We start from the raw sequence: 17,333 nt of genomic DNA, 5'->3' as shown, positions 1-17,333 counted from the left end.
GAGCGAGCGACACCGCTGTCAGTCGCTGGCGTGTCGGTCGGCGCGGGATGGCGGCGGAATCTGTGGGTCCGAGTCGTCGCTGCCGGGGAGGACACAGCGCGCCGGTTCGTCGTTGACGTGCGCGTACTGGTCGGGCTGGTTCGCGAGGACGTGGGCGGGGTTGTGGCTGCTGTCGACCTGCGCCGCGCGGAGTTCGCTGAACCCGACGACGCGAGCGCGGATGCCCCGCCAGTGGTGGCGCGCGGCGTCCGGCACGGAGAACTCACCGATGGGCCGATAGTCCCGCGTCCGGGACGCGAGCGCCGCCGTGTTGACGTTCGCGGCGAGGTCGTTGTGGTCGACGAGCACGCCGACGCTCGCCGTCGGCGGCGTGCGCGCGGCGAGGATGTCGAGACCGAGGTGGAGCGCTCGGTACTCGGCGACGTTGTTGTCGGGCGCCTCGTCGGGCACCGAGAGGCGCGCCACGCGCTCGCCGTCCCGCGTCTCGATGAGCGCGCCGAGGCCGCTGCCGTCGCTGGCGTACGAGCCGTCGGTGGCGACGTAGAAGTCTCGGTGGTGGGTCTGGGGCGGGTGCGCGATGTGCGGCGTCGGAGAGTCGTCGAACAGGTCCCGAAGGTCGGACCGGCCCACGATGGCCATACCAGTGGTTCAGCGCGACACCACTTAAGCAGTACGCCGGTACGAATACCAACCCCGCCCGCGACGGTTCACGCATGCAGGCACGCGACCTGATGACCGCCGACGTGGAGACCGTCGAACAGTCCGAGGAAGTCAGCGAAGTCCTCCAGAAACTCGCGAAGCGGAAGTTCACAGGCTTCCCGGTGGTGGACGACGAGAACCGACTCGTCGGCGTCGTCACCCAGCGAGACATGGTTGAGCTGTTCCAGCCGAAGAGCCGGACGGTTTGGATTCCCATCGGCCTGCCGCCGTTCCTCGAATCCCTGGAGTACGGCTTCGAGCTGTCGTGGGACGAACTGGAGACGGAACTCGACCTCGCGCGGAACGCCGGCAAGCCCGTGAAGAAGATTATGACGACCGACGTGTTGACCGTCGCGCCGGACGCGAGTGTCGACGACATCCTCGAAATCCTCGCGAACGACGACCGCGACGTGAACCGCGTGCCGGTCGTCGAGGGCGAGGAGTTGGTGGGCATCGTCACCCGCGAGGACGTGTTGCGCGCGCTCCACGCCGAACGCTCGGGGGACGCGTAGCCGGCGGTTCAGCGGCGGTCGCGTAGCCGGCAAAATCCCGCCGGGTTCGAAACCGTAAACGTCCCCGCGAGTGGAGTAGTGACGTGACCAACTACCGGAACGCAGTTCTGTTTCTCGCGCTCGCGGCGGTCTGGGGGTCGGCGTTCGTCGCCATCAAGGCCGGCCTCCGCGCGGGCTTCGAACCGGTGCTGTTCGCGGCGGTGCGCTACGACGTCGCGGGCGTCATCATGCTCGCGTACGCGGCGCGCGTCACCGACCAGTGGCGGCCGCGCTCCCGCGCCGACTGGACCACGGTCGGCATCGCCGCCGTCCTGATTATCGCGGCGTACCACGCCTTCCTGTTCGTCGGCGAGACGAGTCCCGGCGTCTCCAGCGCCGCGGCCGCCGTCCTCGTCGGCCTCGGTCCCGTGTTCACGACGGGGTTCGCGCGCGCCTTCCTCCCCTCCGAGCGCCTGTCCGTCGTCGGCGTGGCGGGCATCCTCCTCGGCCTCGTCGGCGTCGTCGTGCTGTCGGACCCGAACTTCGCGAACCTCCTCGGGGAGAGCACCGTCGGCGAACTGCTCGTCGCGCTCGCCGCCGCGAGTTTCGCGCTCGGGAGCGTGCTCACCCAGCGCGTCGACGACGACCTCGCCATCGAGACCCTGGAGGCGTGGGCGATGCTCATCGGCGCCGTCCTGATGCACCTGCTCAGCCTCGGCATGGGCGAGACGCAGGCGATTCCCGACTCCAGCGACGCGCTCTGGGCGCTCGCGTACCTCTCGCTCGCCGCGAGCGCCGCCGGCTTCCTCGTCTACTTCGAACTCCTCGACCGCCTCGGCCCCATCGAAATCAACATGGTGAGTTACGTCGCGCCCGTGTTCGCGGCGGCCGGCGGCGTCGTTGTCACGAACGAACCCGTCACGTCGAACGTCGTCCTCGGGTTCCTCGTCATCTTCGCCGGCTTCTGCTTGCTGAAACGGCGCGCGCTCGCCGACGAAATCGAGAAAGTGCGGACGTCGTGGGCGTAGGCCCTATTTCGCGTCGGCGATGCGCTGGAACTGCTCGGTGGTGAGTTCGATGTCCGCGGCGTCGAGGTTCTCGCGGAGTTGCTCGGGCGTCCGGGCGCCCGTGATGGGCGCGACGACTTGGTCGTGGTGGGTGAGCCACGCGAGCGACACCTGCGCGGGCGTCGCGCCCACGTCCCGCGCGACCGCCTCTATCTCTTCGAGGGCGTCGAAGTTCTCCGGCGTGAGGTAGGAGTCGACGAACTGCTGGTCGGTCGCGCCACGCGTGCCCTCCGGGGGTTCCTCGCCGCGCGTGTATTTCCCGGTGAGGAAGCCGCCCGCGAGCGGCGACCACGGCACGACGCCGACGTCGTAATCCCGGCACATGTCGAGGTAGTTCCCCTCGATTTCGCGGTTCACGGCGTTGTACCGCGGCTGGGCGACGGTGAACGGCTCGTACCCCTCGCGGCGCGCGATCTCGTTGGCCTTCGCGACCTTCCACGCGTTCGGCTCGAACGTCGACGCGCCGAGGTAGTTGACCTTGCCGTCGCGCACGAACCCGTCGAGCGTGCGCATGAACTCGCGAGCGGGCGTCTCGTCGTCCCAACGGTGGACGTACAGCAGGTCGACGTAGTCCGTGCCGAGGCGCTCCAGAATCTCGTCGACGTTGTGCCGGAGGTGCTTGCGGTTCAGACCGCGGCCGTTCGGGTCGTCGCGGGTCGGCCAGTAAATCTTGGAGGCGACGACGAAGTCCTCGCGGTCGCGCTCGGCGAGCCACTCGCCGATGTAGCGCTCGGCGCGGCCCGCGCCGTACATGTCCGCGGTGTCGATGAAGCGACCGCCGGCGTCGGCGTACGCGTCGAGCAGGGCGTGCGCTCGCTCGCGGCCGACCTCCACGTCGCCCTCGTCGTTCTCGCGGCCGAACCGCCACGTGCCGAACGCGACTTCCGAGACTCGGAGGCCGGTGCGGCCGAGCGGCACGGAGTCCAAGGCCATGGAAGGAGAGAGAAGGAGGGCGGTGTTAAGCGGTCCGTCTTCGGGCGACTCGTCGGTGTGGTGTCACTCCGCGCGGTGTCGGTGGCCGAGCAGCAGGGAGAGCACGTGCGCGCCGACCAGCGCGACCAGCGCGGTCTGCTCGGCGGACGTCGCGGGGCCGGAGACCACGAGGGGCAGGTAGAGGAACGGCAGCGCGACGGCCGCCCAGAAACCCGCGACCTCGAAGGGCTTCAGGAGGGTCGCGGACGCTGGCGTCTTGACGGCGTCCGATGCGGCGTCGGCGAGCGCGGAGCGGGAGGGGGTTGACATCTTGTTCTCACCTCGTCATCCATCCGTACAACCGGGGACCCCATATAGGGGGTCGACCGTTGGCCGGTTTTCACCACGATTTAGCCGGTGATACACCGACTAAACGACTGTTCACGACGTATTTAGGGACGGTTAGAAAGTTTATCCACCTCTCTGAAAGCGTAACTCGGATTCGGAGGGTCTGACGGTCGGCAGTCGGTGGCAATCCTCTCGTCAGTCCGCGAGAACGACCCGCGTCGGAACGCGGCGTACGGCCACCCTACCGAGCGCGCCGCCAGCCGATACACCGGACAGGCGGGGCCGGAGAACGTCGCGGGAACACCGGTCGCACACACTCGGTCGAAAACCGAGTCACTAGATCGACTGAATCAGTTCCATCTGCATCTCCATCTTCCGCTCTTTGTAGTTGACGTCGACCGTGTCGACGTCGTCGACGTCTTCGGGCGTGAAGAGAAACGCAATGTCTTCGGTGTAGAGGTCGCCGATGAACGCGTCCCCCTCCTGAACGAGACGAGAGCGCTTGCTGTCGTCCGCGAAGACGCCGTAGGAGACGACCCCGATAGCGTCCTGCTGGCCGAGCAAGTAGAACTCCGCCGGGTTCGGGAGTTCGTCTTTCTCGTTTGTCCCCAGGCTGTTGTGCAACCGCGGGTTCGGGTCGCGCTCGTCCTTGCGGACGTTCGTGAACAGCATGTCCGACTCGTACTTGAACTCGACGTCACACCCGTACTTGGTGTCGACGAAGTCCCGGCCCTCGTCGTCGACCCACTCCAGACGCCCGTCGGTGTAGACCTCCAGACACCGTTCGATGATGTCAGACTTGTCGAACCGGTCCTTTCGACCGTTCAGTTGGTTCCCGACGGATTGCACGAGCGTCGCGTACCGGTCGACGTCGATCGACGCCACGAGGTCGCTAGCGTACTCCTCGTCACTAATCATACTCTGTTCAGAAGCTTCGGTGTCCGGATTTGAAGATTGCGTTCCGACACGTCTCCGCCTCCCGCGGAGCACACGGACCGCGGGAGACCGCGAGTTCGACACGGGTCGTCAGTGCTCCGAACAGTCGCCTGCGCTACTGCTCTCCCGGCGCAACAACAGATTTAAGCTCCGCTGCTGAGTAACCCAGAGCAATGGCTACCGGCGATGTCTATGGGGACCTCAACTACGAGTTACACGACATGCGTGATTGGAGCGGCGTGGATGCGGACATCGCGATTTGTGACCCGCCGTTCGGCCTGAACTTCGACGGCAAAGCCGGGAACTACAACCGCGACGAATCCCGCGTCGTCGACGGATACGTCGAGTGGGACGTCGACCAGTACGACGACAGAATCGAACAGCTGTTCGACTGCCTCGCAGCGAACACGGTCGACGACGGGCAAGCCATCGTCTTCTCCGGCATGGACAACAGCCACCGCCTCCACCAGGCCGCCCTCGACCACGACACGTGGCGACTGGAGGGGAAGCTGTACTGGACGTACAACTTCGCGCCCTACTGCAAGAAGCGTCCCGCGCACAACGTGTACGAGCTGTTCTGGCTCGTGAAAGGCGACGACTGGTACTACACGAACGAGTGCTCGTTCGACCACTGTGAAGAGGGCGAAGCGAACCTCTCGGTGCTGGACGTCAAACGCAACTACCTGAAGGAGATGCCGAAGTACCCGACCCGGCTACCGGTGAAGGTCGTCGGCATCCTCCTGGAGCACTTCACGCAACCGGGAGACACCGTGTTCGACCCGCTCGCGGGGTCCGGGAGCGTCGGCATCGCGGCCAGTTCCCTCGGAAGGGACGCGGTACTCGGTGACTTGAACGAGAACGCGAAGGACGTGTTCGAGTCGACCGTCGACTCGCTGGCCGACGCGGGAGACGTGTTCTCGGAGGAGCAAGCGGAGTCGACTTCGCTGAGCGAGTTCAGTTCGTAATTTCGAGCGTGTAGCGGAGCGTACGGCACCCCGTGGCGTGTAGCGGCTCACCCCGAATCCCCCGATTCCGGGGGGAAGCTCCGATTCGCTAGCGAACTCGGTATCCCCTCCCAGTCGTCGTCGAGAAGGCGTACCTCGAACGGCTGTGTGTCGTCGTCGATTTCGACGACGCCCTTCTCCTCCAGCTTCCGGAGTCGGTCCGAGGCGTACAGGTGCAACTTCGAGTCGGGGTACTCGTCCTCGAGATACGTCCGGAGTTCGCTAGTCGTCGTCCGCTCTCCGAGGTGCATCAGCGCCCGGTAAACCTTGTTCTGACTCATGACACCACGTACCAAGAATTGGTCAATAAAGCTTTGCCGCGGTGGCTCTGGCGACCCGTCGGGCCGCCGTCGACCGCTCCCGAAACCCACGCAGGAGGACAGCCGACGGCACACCCGGCGACTCGCACGAACCAAGAGTGAGATTGAGAGCGTAGGTTCTCCGATAGACTCCTCGCTAGCGTTCGTCGTTGCGTCGAGAGAAGTGCCCGGGGAGGGTTTTGAACCCTCGATCTCCGCATGTCCCAGGTTCGAGGCTCGGCGGGCCTCGCGGACATGCTGAGCATCCACGTGGCAGTGGGATGCCGCACCGAAGCTCGGAACCCTATGAGTGCGGCGCTATGACCAGCTAAGCCACCCGGGCTCAATTCCGGGTAGGGGGAGGCCGTTCTTTAACGTTCTCATCTGCGTCGACGCACCCGCCGGGTTTAAGCCGAGGCGGTGGCATCCAACGTGCATGAACGCACCCGCGCTCGTCCAGTCGTCACTCGAGGACGAGGACGTCGCCGCGCACGTCCCCCTGAAGGGGGAGGACGCGCTGTTCGTCACGCCGACGCGCACCGTCGTCTACAAGGCAGACGGCCTGCTGAGCGACGAGGGCGTCGACGAGTACCCCCACGACGCGGAACGCATCGAGGTCAGCGAGGGCCGCCGGAAGGCGAAGGTGACGATGGACTACGGACTGGACGGCGACGACACGTTCTCCGTCCCGTCGAAGAAACTCGACGACGTGCTCCACCCCGTGCTCGCGGGCGTGCTGAACGCGGCGGGCGTCACGGGGCCGGGCGAGACGGTCAAGCGCACGTTCCGGTTCAGCGAACTCACGCTCGTCGTGACCAGCGACCGCGTCGTGAAACACGTCGGCGCGGCGATGTGGGGGCCAGACCACGAGGAGATAGATTTCGAGACGGTGACCGGCATCGACGTCGAGGAGGGGAGCGTCGCGAGCCAACTCGTCCTCGAAACCACGGGCCGCACCGAGCGCATCAAGGCGCCCAGCGAGGAGTTCCGGGACGTCCGCGAGACCGTCGAGGAGGCGGTGTTCGCGTTCCACGACGCGGCGAACGCCGCGGAGTTCGAGCGCATGAACGTCGACGAGTCGCCCGAAGAGGAAGTCGATGAGGTGTCGTTCGGCGGCGGCGTCGACCCCATCGACACGAGCGGCGTCGGCGAGGACGACGAGGAGAGCGCGGCGGAACCCGAACCCGACCGAGCGTCGGAGCCGACGACCGGCGAGCCGGCGTCGGACGACGGTGCGAGCGACGAGTTCGCGTCCAGCGGCTTCCAGACGGCGGCGGAGAAAGTCGAGCCGCCGGTCGACCCCGATGAACTCGACGCGGAGTTAGACCAACTGGAGGCCGCTATCGCGGACCTCGCGGAGACCGTCGACAGCCAACAGGAGGTCATCGACCAACAGCAGGCCGTCATCGACGCCCAGCAGACCGTGCTCGCGGAGCAACGCGAGCGCCTCGACGCGCTCCGCGAACTCAGTCGCGACCAGTGACCTTCCGGATGCACGAGGAGCCGAAGGGCCCGAGTTCGCCCGAATCGAGTCGAACGAAGTGCCCCGTCGACAGCGACGACCCGCAGCGCCGACACGAGAAGTCGCCCTCTTTCGTGAACACGTCGGACTGGAAGGAGACGTAGCCGCCGCCCTGCGGGTAGACGCGGCCGCTGTCGCGCTCCACGACGCCGCGTGCCTCGGCCTCGTCGAGAATCCGGCGCGTGGTCCGGGGGTGAGTCGTGACCGTCTCGATGCGGTCGATGGCTTCGGCGACCGACAGCGACTCGAACTCCAGTTTCGAGAGCAGTTCCACGCCGACCTCGACGGGGTCGTCGTCTCGTTCGCGTCCCGACGCGTCGCCGTCGCCCATGTCTCGACGTGCGTGGAGCGCGCACTTGACGCTTGCGCGGATGGCAGACGTTAAACGCCTCCCCCGGATAGCGGGGCGCGATGAAGCGATACGCGGCCGGCGTCGCCGTCGCGGCGCTCGTCCTCGCCGCCGTCGTCGTCCGGCCGAGTCGCGCGCTCGGCGTCCTGCGCGCGGCGGTCGCCAGCCCGTGGTTCCCCGTCTTCCTCGTCGGCATCTACGCGGTGCGGCCGTTCCTCGGGTGGCCAATCAGCGTCGTGTCCGCGCTCGTCGGCTTCAAGTACGGCCTGCTAGTGGGCGTGCCGATAGCACTCGTCGGCGCCGTCGCGACGAGCGTCCCGCCGTTCGTCGCGGGACGGCGCGCGCCCGACGACGGACGGTTCTTCGGTCGGCTGTCGGACGGGAGTCGGCGGTTCTTCGGCGCGACCGGCGGTCTCCGCGGTGTCGTCGCGGCGCGCCTCGCGCCGACGCCGCCAGAGGCGGTCTCCGCCGCGGCTGGCTCGGGCGGCGTCTCCGGGCGGCAGTTCGCGGCGGGCACGCTCGTCGGCGAACTCCCGTGGGTGGTCGCCGCGGTCGCGCTCGGGAGCGGGCTGGAGGACTTCCGGCTGCGCGCGGCGCACGTCGACCCGGCGTTCGTCGCGGGCGGCGTGCTCGCCGCCGCGCTGTTGCTCGGGCCGGTCGCCTACCGCCGGCTGCGCGCGTAGTCAGAACGTGAACGGGTCCGAGCAGTCGACGACGACGCCGTGCGTCGGGCAGACGTACTTGCAGTGGCGCTTGAACAGCGGCTCGTCGCACATCGGGCACGACGGCGCGGTGCGGTCTGCTCCCACGCCCGGAACGACGGCTTCCGCCGACAAAACAGTTCTCACGTGCCGCGATTAACGGGATGATAAGCCCGGAGCGACCGACTGTTGGCGCGTTTATCGGTCTGGTAGTGAAAGCCGTGGACGCCCGACGAGGGGGTGTGACAGACGACACGACGCGCCGACGACTGCTCGGCCTCTCCGCCGCGCTCGCGAGTTCCCTTGCCGGCTGTAGCGGCGTTTTGGACGACCAGACAGCGGACGAGAGCGGGAACGCGACGCGAACGACGCCGGCGAACGAGTCGGTGACACCGACCACCGCGACCGATTCGACCGCGCAGTCCACGACTGACACGACGGCCCAGTCCACGACGAACGACGGGAACGCGTCGGGGGACGGCGAGGAGGAGACGGGCTACCAGATTCGCGCGGCGAGTGAGCTCGATGCGCCGCCGGCGTCGTTCGCCGACCTGCCGATTCCGAACGACCCGGAAGCGTACCAGTACGCGACGATGGGGACCGGGGAGGCGTCGGCGACGGCGACCGTCTACGGGAACTGGAAGTGCCCGTACACGCAGGCGTTCGTCCTCACCGACTTCCAGGCCGTCGTCGCGCAGTACGTCGTTCCCGGCGACCTCGACGTGGAGTTCCGGGCGGTCGCCCACCAGAACGGCGACCCGTTCCTCGGTCCGGACGCGCCGCGGGCCGCGCGCGCCGGCCTCGCGGTCTGGGAGCGCGACCCCGAATCGTACTGGGAGTACTTCGCCACCGCGTTCGAGAACCAACCCCAGGAGCGCTACGAGTGGGCGACGACGCCCCAACTCGTGGAGTTCGGGAAGGTGGCCGGCGTCGACGGCCTCGACGACGTGGCGCTCGCGGTGAGCGGCGGCGAGTACGCCGAGCGGGTGACGGCGACCGCCGAGGCGGCGGTCGACGCGGGCGTGACGACGGTTCCGCGGGTCGTCGTGGACGGCGAGGTGACGGCGCCGACCGTCGACTTCACGGCGACACTCGAGTCGCTCGACGACGCCACCGCGTAGTCACGTCGGCGGAGAGAAAACGTAGAGAGCGGAGCGCGCTACGTCAGCACTCGCTCCAGCCACAGGACTCGCAGGTCTTGCAGCCTTCGCTGAAGTACAGCGTCATCGAACCGCAGTCGGGACACTCCGGACTCTCGCCGGCCTCGATGAGCGACTGCGTGGCGTCCTTCGTCGCGTCGTCGCCGGAGCCGGACGGGCCCTGCGGGCCGCCGAGGCTCGCCGACTCGCCGGTCGAGGCGCCGCCGTCGGTCTCGTGGGCGCTCGCCTCCTCCTCGTCGCCGATTTCGGTGAGGTGTTGTTGCTGGGGGTACGCCGCGCGGTCGACGTCGCCGTCGAGGTAGCGACGGAGCGCGGTGCCGAAGGCGTCCGGGATGGAGTTCACCTGCTCGCCCTTGTCCCACGCGACCTTCGGGCTGCGGATGCCCTGGAGTTTGTCCGCGATTTCGTCCGGGTCGACGCCGGAGCGCAGCGCGACCGAGATGGTCTTCGCGAGCGCCTCGGTGAACGAACCCGTGAAGCCACCGGAGTTCCCGGTGTTCGCGAACAGCTCGAAGGGGCGCTCGCGCTCGGGGTCCTCGTTGATGGTGACGTAGAGTTTCCCGTAGCCGGTGTCGATGCGCTGAGTGACGCCGTGCAGGAGGTCGGGACGGGACTGCTTCTCCGCGAAGTCGTCCTCGTCGAAGGCGTCCTCGTCGCCGGCGAGCAGTTCGCGGAGGTCGTCGCCGAACGCGGCGCGGACCTCGTCGTTGTCGAGGAAGCCCTCGATGCCGCCGAACGTCTCCTCGATGGTGTCGACCATCGCCTCGGCGGCCTCGTCCTCGTCCATCTCAGAGAAGTCGGTGTTGTCGGCGCGCGTCGTGAGCACCTGCTTGCTGCGGGTGCCGTCGCGGTAGACGGTGACCCCTTTCCCGCCGTTCTCGTAGATGTAGCGGTACACCTCGTCCATGTCCTCGACCGAGGCGTCGTTCGGGAAGTTACACGTCTTCGAGATGGCGGAGTCGACGCCCTCCTGGCACGCGCACTGCACGGCGGCGTGTTCCTTGCCGGAGAGGTCGGCGGTCACGACGAACAGTTCGCCGATGGCGTCCGGGACCGTTTCGAGGCCTTCGACGCCGTCGAACTCGTTGTTCGACATCTGCTCCTGGGCTTCCTGCTTGACCGCGTCGACGTCGATGTCGTTGTCCTCCAGGGTGCGGAGGAAGTAGTCGTCGAACTCCACGAGCATCTCGTCGCCCTGCACGTCGTCGGAGACGTTCTTGTAGTAGGCGACGTTGTAGATGGGTTCACAGCCGCCCGTGGTGTTCCCGACCATCGACGTGGTGCCGGTCGGCGCGATGGTCGTCGTGTTGTGGTTCCGAATCGGGTAGCCGTCCGCCCAGTCGTCGGCGTCCTCGCCGGTGTGGTGCTCGAACCAGTCGGCGTAGTCGGTCGGGTTCGCGTACTTGGAGTTGTCCCACTCGTCGAAGCTCCCGCGCTCCAAGGCGAGTTCGTGGCTCGCAGCCTTCGACCCGTGGTTGATGGTGCGCATCACCTGGCGCGCGATTTCGTTCGCCACGTCGTCGCCGTACTTCACGCCGAGTTGGATGTAGAGTTGCGCGAGGCCCATGACGCCGAGGCCGATTTTCCGCATCTCGGCGACCTTCTCCTCGATCTTCTCGACCGGGAAGTCCGACATCGTGACGACGTTCTCGAGGAAGCGCGTTCCCGCCTCGATGCGGTGGTCGAACTCCTCGGTGGCGAGCGCCTCGTCGAGGAACCGACTGACGCCCTCCTCGAGCGTGTCGAACTCGTGTTCCTCGCTCCAGACGCGCCAGTCCGGCGCGTCGTCGGCGGCGAGCGTCGAGAGGTTGATGTGCCCGAGGTTGCAGGCCTCGTACTCCTCTAAGGGCTGTTCGCCACAGGGGTTCGTCGCGAGGATGCGGTGGTCCGGGTTCTCCTCGACGTCGAAGGAGTGTTGCTTGTTGACGCGTTCGAGGTAGATGACGCCGGGTTCGCCGTTCTCGTGGGCGCCCTCGACGACGCGCTCCCAGAGCGCCTCGGCGGGAATCGACAGTTCCTCGCCGGGCGTGACGTGGTGGCCGAGGCCGTACCGCGAGTACATCTCTTTCGTCTCCTCGGTGGCGATGTGCGGTTCCTCGGTGCGCGGGTTCGTGAACGTGTACTCCTCGCCCGCTTCCAGCGCCTCCATGAAGCCGTCCGTGACGCCGACCGAGATGTTGAAATTAGAGAGGTGGCCCTCGACGGCGTTCCGGAGGTGTTCGGGCACGCGACCGTCGTCGTCGATGAGGTCGCGGGCCTCCTCCAGGGCCTCGGAGAACTCGGTGTACGTGTAGTCGTCCGGGTCGTTGAGTTTGAGCGTGTGAGCGAGGCTCACGTCCTTGTTCTTCGCGTGGATGAACTCGATGACGTCCGGGTGGCTGACGCGCATCACGGCCATCTGTGCGCCGCGTCGCGCGCCGCCCTGCGCGATGGTCTCGCACATCTGGTCGTAGGTCTCCATGAACGTCACCGGGCCGGAGGCGATGCCGCCCGTGGACCCGACGGCGTCGCCGAACGGCCGGAGCTTCCAGAACGCGTACCCCATGCCGCCGCCGGACTGGAACACCTCGGCGGCCTCCTTGGCCGTCTGGTGGATGTCCGTGAGGTCGTCGCCCGGCGAGTCGACGAAACACGCCGAGAGCTGCTGGAGCTCGTCGCCCGCGTTCATCAGCGTCGGCGAGTTCGGCATGAACGACAGGCCCTCCATGAGGTCCTGGAAGTCGGCGCGCACGCCCTCGACGTGCTCGCGGACCTCGGGGTCGTCGAGTTCCGGGACGACCGTGTCGTAGGCGAACTTGTTGACGTTGTCCTCGGTGAGTTCGACCGTCTCGTCGTCGCTGTCGGGGTCGACGTCGGCACCGAACACCTCGCTCGCGAGTTCGTCGCGGCGCGGGTGGTCGGGCTTGAGTTGGCTCGGGGAAACCTCGACGGCGTCGTCGGCCTCGTAGACGACCTCGGCGAGCGCGATGTTCTTCGCGACGCGCACGAAGAGGTCCTCCTGCTGTTCGACGAGTTCGCCGTCGGCGTCCTTGCGCAGGTAGCGTGCCGGCAGGATGTTCTGGTAGGCGTTTGCGGTGAGGCGGTCTTCGAGCGTGTCGCCGTCGACGCGCTTCACCGGGAGCGTCAAGTCGTCCGCGGAGACGTCGGGGGAACTCATTGGCGATACCTCCGCGATACAGTCCGTGAGGTGGGTGGTTGCAGCATCATGGATTGGTGGAACGTCGGCACTCGATGACGACGAACGCATAGCCGGCACGGGAGGTTAGTAGTTGTGTTCTCGGTCCCCCAGTACCGGTCGCCGTCAGACGGCCGATTCTGCGTGCCTCGTAGGTAGACTCGGAACCAATATGAAGGTCTCCAAAGCGGGGTGAAAGTGATAGCCGGATAGCGGGAGAATCTAGGTACTGCGGCGGCGTGATAGTTTCACCTTCCACCCGAACGCAGGGGGTGGGGCGGCGTTCGGACCGCGGGACGTCGGCGGCCCGCGGCGACAGACTGCGGCCCCCAGACTTACCACCGTCGTCTGCGTGGCTCCGGGCATGCTCTCGCCCGCACTGCTCTCGCCCGCACTGCTCGCGCTCGGCGGCCTCACGTCGTCGCCGCTCGGGACGCTGTTGCTCGCGCTGGTCGCCATCGCCGTCGTTGTGCTCGTCGGTCGCGTCCTCCTGAGCATCGCGTGGAAACTCGTCGTCGTCGCGACAATGCTCGTCGGCGCGGCGTGGGTCGTGACGACGCTGGTCGGTTAGACGCCGGCGAGGAAGTTCTCGACCACGTCGTGTCCCGCGCCGGTGAGGACGGACTCGGGGTGGAACTGCACGCACTCGATGGGGTGTTCGCGGTGCCGGACGCCCATCGGCAGGTCGCCCTCGGTGGTCGCCGAAACCTCGAAACAGTCCGGAATCTCGGTGCAGGCCAGCGAGTGGTAGCGCGCCGCCGGGAACCCCTGTTCGAGGCCGGCGAACACGCCGCGGTCGTCGTGGCTGACGGGACTCGTCTTGCCGTGCATCGGCTCGGGCGCGCGCCCGACGGCGCCGCCGTACTCGTGGACGGCGGCCTCCATGCCGAGACAAACGCCGAGCGTCGGCACGCCGGGGCTGACTTCCCGGAGCACGTCGCTGGTCACGCCCACGTCCCGGTCGTTCTCTGGGTGGCCGGGCCCCGGCGAAATCACGACTGCGTCCGGGTCGGAAGCGCGCACGTCGGCGAGCGACGCGGTGTTCTTCACGACTTCCGTGTCGGGACGCTCGCCCCCGACTTCCTGCTCGGAGACGTACTCAACGAGGTTGTACGTGAACGAGTCGAAGTTGTCCACGAACAACACCTTCATCGCGACACCTCCACCGCGACGTCGGCTTCCTCGGTTCCCTCGGTCGGTTCCTCCCGGATGCGCTCGACGGCGGCGAGCACGCCGTCCATCTTCGCTTCGGTCTCCTCGAACTCCGCGCTCGGGTCGCTGTCCGCGACGACGCCCGCTCCGGCGCGCACGCGGAGGGTGTCCTCGTCGCCGTCCGACGTGATGGTCGCCGACCGGATGGCGATGGCGAACTCCGCGTCGCCCGTCCACGAGAAGTAGCCGACGCCGCCGCCGTAGATTCCCCGCGGACTCGATTCGAGCGCGTCGATGTGCTCCATCGCGCGGACCTTCGGCGCGCCCGAGAGTGTGCCCGCCGGGAACGACGCCCGCGTCGCGTCGAAGCAGTCGGCGTCCCCGGCGAGCGTGCCGGTCACGGTGGACTCGATGTGCTGGACGTGGCTGTACTTCAGCACGCGCATGAACTCGGGGACGGCGACGCTCCCCGGTTCGCTGACGCGGCGCACGTCGTTGCGCGCGAGGTCGACGAGCATCGTGTGCTCGGCGCGCTCCTTCTCGTCGGCGAGCATCTCGCCGGCCAGCCGGCGGTCCTCGACGGGGCTCGACCCCCGCGGACAGGTGCCCGCGATGGGGTTGTTCAACACGGTGTCGTCGTGGACCGCGACCAATGTCTCGGGGCTCGCGCCGACCACGGTGCGGTCGCCGTGCGCGAGCAGGAACATGTACGGCGAGGGGTTCACGTCCCGGAGCGCCGCGTACAGGCCGCGGGGGTCGACGTCGCCGTCGAGTTCTCGCGTGCGCGAGACGACCGCCTGGTACACTTCGCCGTCGAGAACGGCCTCCTTCGCGGTCGCGACGCTCTCCTCGTAGGACTCGCGGTCGCCGGCGCGCTCGTCGGTGACGCGGAAGCCGCCGAAGTCGGGGTCGTCGGCGTTCGCAAGCACCTCCCGGACGCGCTCGGCCTCGGCGCGCAGGTCGTCGTACACCGCGGCCGCGTCGTCCTCATCGCCGACCACGGGCGTGAACACGAGCGAGACGGAGCCGGTCGCGCGGTCGAAGACGAGCGTGCGCGTCGACAGCGCGAACTCGGCGTCGGGGAGCGGCGTCTCCGGGCGCTCCACGCCCACCTCGTCGAGCCAGAGGTCGTAGACCGCGTCGTACGCGAGGAAGCCGACGAGGCCGCCGTCGAGCAGTTGCCGGTCCTCGTCGGGGAAGCCGCGGCGGGGCAGGTCCGGGAGTGCGCCCCGGAGCCGGTCGAGCACGTCGCCGTCGCCCTCGCCGAGGAAGTCGACGGCGCGCTCGTCGCGCAGGACGTTGATGTCAGTGTTCTCGGGACTCACGGAGACGACCGCGGCGGGGTCGTAGCCGACGAACGAGTACCGGGCGTGCCGGCTCTCGGAGGCCCCGGAAGGCTGGAACGCGCCGTCAGGGTCGCTCGCGGACGTTTTCTCCGCGCTCTCCAGCAGGAAGCCGTACTGGTCGTCCCGTCCGTCGGCCGCGTCGCTCTCGTCGCCGCCGGTGAGCGCGTCGTAGGCGGTCAGCGGCGTCACGTCGGTGTCGACGGTCGCCGCGACGCGAACGACCGCGGGGCCGTCGCTCGCGAGGTCGACGAACTCGTCGCGGGTAGCGTCCATCACGACTCGACCACCGCCGGGTCGCGGCGCGCGCTCGCGACGAACTCGCGGACTGCGTCGTGGTCTTTCGTGCCGTCGTCGGCCTCGACGCCGGAGGCCACGTCGACGGCGAACGGGTCGACGGTCGCGGCGGCCTCGGCGACGTTCGCCGGAGTGAGGCCGCCAGCGAGCACGACCGGCGAGTCGACTGAGTCGGCGAACTCGCGGGTGGCGTCCCAGTCGTGAGTCTCGCCCGTGCCGCCTGCGCCCTCGGCGTCCACGGAGTCTACGAGGAGCGCGTCCACCACGTCGTCGTAGCGCGCGCCGTCCGGGTCGCCCGCGTCCACGGTCTTGAGGACGCGACAGTCGGTGTTCGACGCGACGTACGCCACGTCGCCGACGGGGAGGTCGCCGTGAATCTGGAGGACGTCGGGCGCCACGCGTTCGGCGATGCGGACGGCGCCCTCCGGCGTTTCGGGCATCGTCACGAGCACGGTGGTGACGAACGGCGGCGCGCCCGCGAGCAGTTCCTCGGCGCGTGTCGCGCTCACCTCTCGGTGCGTGTCCACGGGCACGTCCGAAATGACCCCGACCGCGTCGGCGCCCGCGTCGACAGCCGCGTCGCGGTCGCGCTCGGTCGTCAATCCACAGACTTTCGCGCGCGTCATCGCGCCGCCACGGGGGGCTCGCGGAGCGCGCGCAGCGTCTCGGCGGCCGCGCCGGAGTCGATGGCTTCGCGGGCGCGCTCGGCGCCCTCGCGCAGGGAGTCGGCCTCGCCGCCGACGTAGACGGCGGCGCCCGCGTTCGCGAGGATGATGTCTCGCTTCGCGCCGGTCACGTCGCCGGTGACGATGCCCCGGAGGTCCTGTGCGTTCTCCGCGGGCGTGCCGCCGGCGACCGCTTCGATGGGCGCCTCGTCGAGACCGAAGTCGTCGGGCGTGACGGTGTACTCCTCGACCGAGTCGCCGTCCACTTCGGCGACGACGGACTCGCCGTGGAGCGCGAACTCGTCGAGACCGTCGCCGTGGACGACCACCGCGCGGTCCACGTCCATGTGGGAGAGCGCGGACGCGAGCACGGGCACGAGGTCGGGGTCGTAGACGCCGACGACCTGCGCGTCGGCGCCGGCCGGGTTCGTGAGCGGACCGAGGACGTTGAAGATGGTGCGCACGCCGAGGTCGCGGCGCGCGCCGATGACGGCCTTCATCGCGGGGTGGAACGCGGGCGCGTGCATGTAACCGATGCCGTCGGCCTCGATGCGCTCTTCGACCGCCTCCGGGTCGGCGTCGAGGTCGACGCCCACCTCGTCGAGAACGTCGGAACTGCCCGACGACGAGGAGACGGAGTAGTTGCCGTGCTTGGCGACCGGGACGCCGGCGCCGCTGGCGACCATCGTGGACGTCGTGGAGACGTTGATGGTGTCGTAGTCGTCGCCGCCCGTGCCGCAGGTGTCGACGAGGGGCGCGCGGTCCGGGTCGATGGTGTGTGCGGCGTCCCGCATTCCCTGCGCGAACCCCGCGATTTCGGTCTCGGTCTCGCCTTTCGCGCGGAGCGCCGCGAGCAGCGCACCGATTTCGGCGTCGGTCGCGTCCTCGAGCAGTCGCGTGACGGCGTCGCGGGCCTCGTCGAGTGTGAGGTCCTCGCCCGCCGTGGCGCGTTCGATGTATTCCTGCATAGTAGACACCAATGTACTGTTTCGGGTTGTAGTGTACAACATTGTACGAAAACTTAAACCTGTCGTGCGACGCGGTGACACCCCCGACGCACTCCCCGATTCGAAACCTTCAACTATACCCCCGGACAACGATTGGATGCGTTCGAAGTCCGCGAGGGTTGGTGGTCTAGTCAGGCTATGACACCTCCTTGACATGGAGGAGGTCGGCGGTTCAAATCCGCCCCAACCCACTTCTCAACTAACTC

Annotated in this window: 19 protein-coding genes and 2 tRNA genes; 8 read left to right on the top strand and 13 right to left on the bottom strand. The window is 68.0% G+C overall.

Translation table 11 applies throughout. The annotated features are described in order from the left end of the window. Positions 1-18: 18 nt before the first annotated feature. Positions 19-639, bottom strand: a complete 621-nt coding sequence (locus LT972_RS03330; RefSeq protein ID WP_232571780.1) for a ribonuclease H family protein — start codon at positions 637-639, stop codon at positions 19-21. A gap of 74 nt (positions 640-713) precedes the next feature. On the opposite strand from LT972_RS03330, the gene LT972_RS03325 reads away from it, so the two are divergent. Then, a complete protein-coding gene (locus tag LT972_RS03325; protein ID WP_232571779.1) occupies positions 714-1,211 on the top strand; it encodes a CBS domain-containing protein in 498 nt (165 codons plus the stop codon). 83 nt (positions 1,212-1,294) lie between these two features. Further along, positions 1,295-2,218: a DMT family transporter gene (locus LT972_RS03320; RefSeq protein ID WP_232571778.1), complete on the top strand. Its 924-nt coding sequence runs from the start codon at positions 1,295-1,297 to the stop codon at positions 2,216-2,218. A gap of 3 nt (positions 2,219-2,221) precedes the next feature. Here LT972_RS03320 and LT972_RS03315 read toward each other — a convergent pair whose 3' ends face one another. From LT972_RS03315 to LT972_RS03305, 3 genes are all read right to left on the bottom strand, one after another. Beyond that, positions 2,222-3,190 (bottom strand): aldo/keto reductase, encoded by a 969-nt coding sequence (locus tag LT972_RS03315; protein ID WP_232571777.1) that lies wholly within the window; start codon positions 3,188-3,190, stop codon positions 2,222-2,224. Between the two features lie 63 nt (positions 3,191-3,253). Beyond that, a complete protein-coding gene (locus LT972_RS03310; RefSeq protein WP_232571776.1) occupies positions 3,254-3,499 on the bottom strand; it encodes a hypothetical protein in 246 nt (81 codons plus the stop codon). A gap of 354 nt (positions 3,500-3,853) precedes the next feature. Further along, positions 3,854-4,435, bottom strand: a complete 582-nt coding sequence (locus LT972_RS03305; protein ID WP_232571775.1) for a hypothetical protein — start codon at positions 4,433-4,435, stop codon at positions 3,854-3,856. A 191-nt stretch (positions 4,436-4,626) separates the two neighbouring features. Between LT972_RS03305 and LT972_RS03300 the strand changes: the two genes are divergently transcribed. Then, positions 4,627-5,418 carry a DNA-methyltransferase gene (locus LT972_RS03300; protein ID WP_232571774.1) on the top strand — a complete coding sequence of 264 codons (792 nt, stop codon included), beginning with the start codon at positions 4,627-4,629 and terminating at the stop codon, positions 5,416-5,418. A gap of 47 nt (positions 5,419-5,465) precedes the next feature. On the opposite strand, the gene LT972_RS03295 is transcribed toward LT972_RS03300, so the two are convergent. Both LT972_RS03295 and LT972_RS03290 read right to left on the bottom strand, forming a co-directional pair. Further along, positions 5,466-5,738, bottom strand: coding sequence for a hypothetical protein (locus LT972_RS03295; protein WP_232571773.1), 273 nt, complete (start codon positions 5,736-5,738; stop codon positions 5,466-5,468). 203 nt (positions 5,739-5,941) lie between these two features. After that, positions 5,942-6,099: transfer RNA gene (locus LT972_RS03290), tRNA-Met, on the bottom strand. Positions 6,100-6,192: 93 nt separating this feature from the next. On the opposite strand from LT972_RS03290, the gene LT972_RS03285 reads away from it, so the two are divergent. Then, the gene (locus tag LT972_RS03285; RefSeq protein WP_232571772.1) at positions 6,193-7,239 is read left to right on the top strand and encodes a DUF7115 domain-containing protein; all 1,047 of its coding nucleotides are present in this window, start codon (positions 6,193-6,195) and stop codon (positions 7,237-7,239) included. Here LT972_RS03285 and LT972_RS03280 read toward each other — a convergent pair. Next, entirely contained in the window at positions 7,223-7,609 is a 387-nt protein-coding gene (locus LT972_RS03280; RefSeq protein WP_232571771.1) for a DUF5830 family protein, read from the bottom strand. The genes LT972_RS03285 and LT972_RS03280 overlap by 17 nt on opposite strands. Before the next feature lie 80 nt (positions 7,610-7,689). On the opposite strand from LT972_RS03280, the gene LT972_RS03275 reads away from it, so the two are divergent. Beyond that, the gene (locus LT972_RS03275) at positions 7,690-8,310 is read left to right on the top strand and encodes a TVP38/TMEM64 family protein (RefSeq protein ID WP_232571770.1); all 621 of its coding nucleotides are present in this window, start codon (positions 7,690-7,692) and stop codon (positions 8,308-8,310) included. On the opposite strand, the gene LT972_RS14850 is transcribed toward LT972_RS03275, so the two are convergent. Further along, positions 8,311-8,436, bottom strand: a complete 126-nt coding sequence (locus LT972_RS14850; protein ID WP_269780556.1) for an HVO_2523 family zinc finger protein — start codon at positions 8,434-8,436, stop codon at positions 8,311-8,313. A gap of 134 nt (positions 8,437-8,570) precedes the next feature. On the opposite strand from LT972_RS14850, the gene LT972_RS03270 reads away from it, so the two are divergent. After that, positions 8,571-9,449 carry a DsbA family protein gene (locus LT972_RS03270; RefSeq protein WP_232571769.1) on the top strand — a complete coding sequence of 293 codons (879 nt, stop codon included), beginning with the start codon at positions 8,571-8,573 and terminating at the stop codon, positions 9,447-9,449. Positions 9,450-9,492: 43 nt separating this feature from the next. Here LT972_RS03270 and LT972_RS03265 read toward each other — a convergent pair whose 3' ends face one another. After that, the gene (locus LT972_RS03265) at positions 9,493-12,645 is read right to left on the bottom strand and encodes an adenosylcobalamin-dependent ribonucleoside-diphosphate reductase (RefSeq protein ID WP_232571768.1); all 3,153 of its coding nucleotides are present in this window, start codon (positions 12,643-12,645) and stop codon (positions 9,493-9,495) included. A gap of 382 nt (positions 12,646-13,027) precedes the next feature. Between LT972_RS03265 and LT972_RS03260 the strand changes: the two genes are divergently transcribed. Next, entirely contained in the window at positions 13,028-13,234 is a 207-nt protein-coding gene (locus tag LT972_RS03260) for a hypothetical protein (RefSeq protein ID WP_232571767.1), read from the top strand. Here LT972_RS03260 and trpG read toward each other — a convergent pair. The 4 genes from trpG to trpD are packed head-to-tail and all read right to left on the bottom strand — an operon-like array spanning position 13,231 to position 17,088. Beyond that, a complete protein-coding gene (gene trpG, locus LT972_RS03255; protein WP_232571766.1) occupies positions 13,231-13,815 on the bottom strand; it encodes an anthranilate synthase component II in 585 nt (194 codons plus the stop codon). The genes LT972_RS03260 and trpG overlap by 4 nt on opposite strands. Continuing rightward, the gene (gene trpE / locus LT972_RS03250; RefSeq protein ID WP_390226281.1) at positions 13,812-15,434 is read right to left on the bottom strand and encodes an anthranilate synthase component I; all 1,623 of its coding nucleotides are present in this window, start codon (positions 15,432-15,434) and stop codon (positions 13,812-13,814) included. Before trpE ends, trpG begins: the two co-directional genes overlap by 4 nt. Beyond that, positions 15,434-16,081 carry a phosphoribosylanthranilate isomerase gene (locus LT972_RS03245; RefSeq protein ID WP_232571764.1) on the bottom strand — a complete coding sequence of 216 codons (648 nt, stop codon included), beginning with the start codon at positions 16,079-16,081 and terminating at the stop codon, positions 15,434-15,436. Before LT972_RS03245 ends, trpE begins: the two co-directional genes overlap by 1 nt. Further along, positions 16,078-17,088 (bottom strand): anthranilate phosphoribosyltransferase, encoded by a 1,011-nt coding sequence (trpD, locus tag LT972_RS03240; protein ID WP_232571763.1) that lies wholly within the window; start codon positions 17,086-17,088, stop codon positions 16,078-16,080. Before trpD ends, LT972_RS03245 begins: the two co-directional genes overlap by 4 nt. Before the next feature lie 155 nt (positions 17,089-17,243). Between trpD and LT972_RS03235 the strand changes: the two genes are divergently transcribed. Continuing rightward, positions 17,244-17,318, top strand: a tRNA-Val gene (locus tag LT972_RS03235). Positions 17,319-17,333: the final 15 nt, after the last annotated feature.

Source organism: Halobacterium litoreum (assembly GCF_021233415.1).
Lineage (GTDB): Archaea > Halobacteriota > Halobacteria > Halobacteriales > Halobacteriaceae > Halobacterium > Halobacterium litoreum.
This window is presented reverse-complemented; position numbering and strand designations above follow the sequence as displayed.

Bases quoted from the DNA above. Each gene is read 5' to 3' on its own strand.
- LT972_RS03330 (WP_232571780.1), bottom strand. From the start codon at position 639: ATGGCCATCGTGGGCCGGTCCGACCTTCGGGACCTGTTCGACGACTCT.
- LT972_RS03325 (WP_232571779.1), top strand. From the start codon at position 714: ATGCAGGCACGCGACCTGATGACCGCCGACGTGGAGACCGTCGAACAG.
- LT972_RS03315 (WP_232571777.1), bottom strand. From the start codon at position 3,190: ATGGCCTTGGACTCCGTGCCGCTCGGCCGCACCGGCCTCCGAGTCTCG.
- LT972_RS03310 (WP_232571776.1), bottom strand. From the start codon at position 3,499: ATGTCAACCCCCTCCCGCTCCGCGCTCGCCGACGCCGCATCGGACGCC.
- LT972_RS03305 (WP_232571775.1), bottom strand. From the start codon at position 4,435: ATGATTAGTGACGAGGAGTACGCTAGCGACCTCGTGGCGTCGATCGAC.
- LT972_RS03300 (WP_232571774.1), top strand. From the start codon at position 4,627: ATGGCTACCGGCGATGTCTATGGGGACCTCAACTACGAGTTACACGAC.
- LT972_RS03295 (WP_232571773.1), bottom strand. From the start codon at position 5,738: ATGAGTCAGAACAAGGTTTACCGGGCGCTGATGCACCTCGGAGAGCGG.
- LT972_RS03285 (WP_232571772.1), top strand. From the start codon at position 6,193: ATGAACGCACCCGCGCTCGTCCAGTCGTCACTCGAGGACGAGGACGTC.
- LT972_RS03280 (WP_232571771.1), bottom strand. From the start codon at position 7,609: ATGGGCGACGGCGACGCGTCGGGACGCGAACGAGACGACGACCCCGTC.
- LT972_RS03275 (WP_232571770.1), top strand. From the start codon at position 7,690: ATGAAGCGATACGCGGCCGGCGTCGCCGTCGCGGCGCTCGTCCTCGCC.
- LT972_RS03265 (WP_232571768.1), bottom strand. From the start codon at position 12,645: ATGAGTTCCCCCGACGTCTCCGCGGACGACTTGACGCTCCCGGTGAAG.
- LT972_RS03260 (WP_232571767.1), top strand. From the start codon at position 13,028: ATGCTCTCGCCCGCACTGCTCTCGCCCGCACTGCTCGCGCTCGGCGGC.
- trpG (WP_232571766.1), bottom strand. From the start codon at position 13,815: ATGAAGGTGTTGTTCGTGGACAACTTCGACTCGTTCACGTACAACCTC.
- trpE (WP_390226281.1), bottom strand. From the start codon at position 15,434: ATGGACGCTACCCGCGACGAGTTCGTCGACCTCGCGAGCGACGGCCCC.
- LT972_RS03245 (WP_232571764.1), bottom strand. From the start codon at position 16,081: ATGACGCGCGCGAAAGTCTGTGGATTGACGACCGAGCGCGACCGCGAC.
- trpD (WP_232571763.1), bottom strand. From the start codon at position 17,088: ATGCAGGAATACATCGAACGCGCCACGGCGGGCGAGGACCTCACACTC.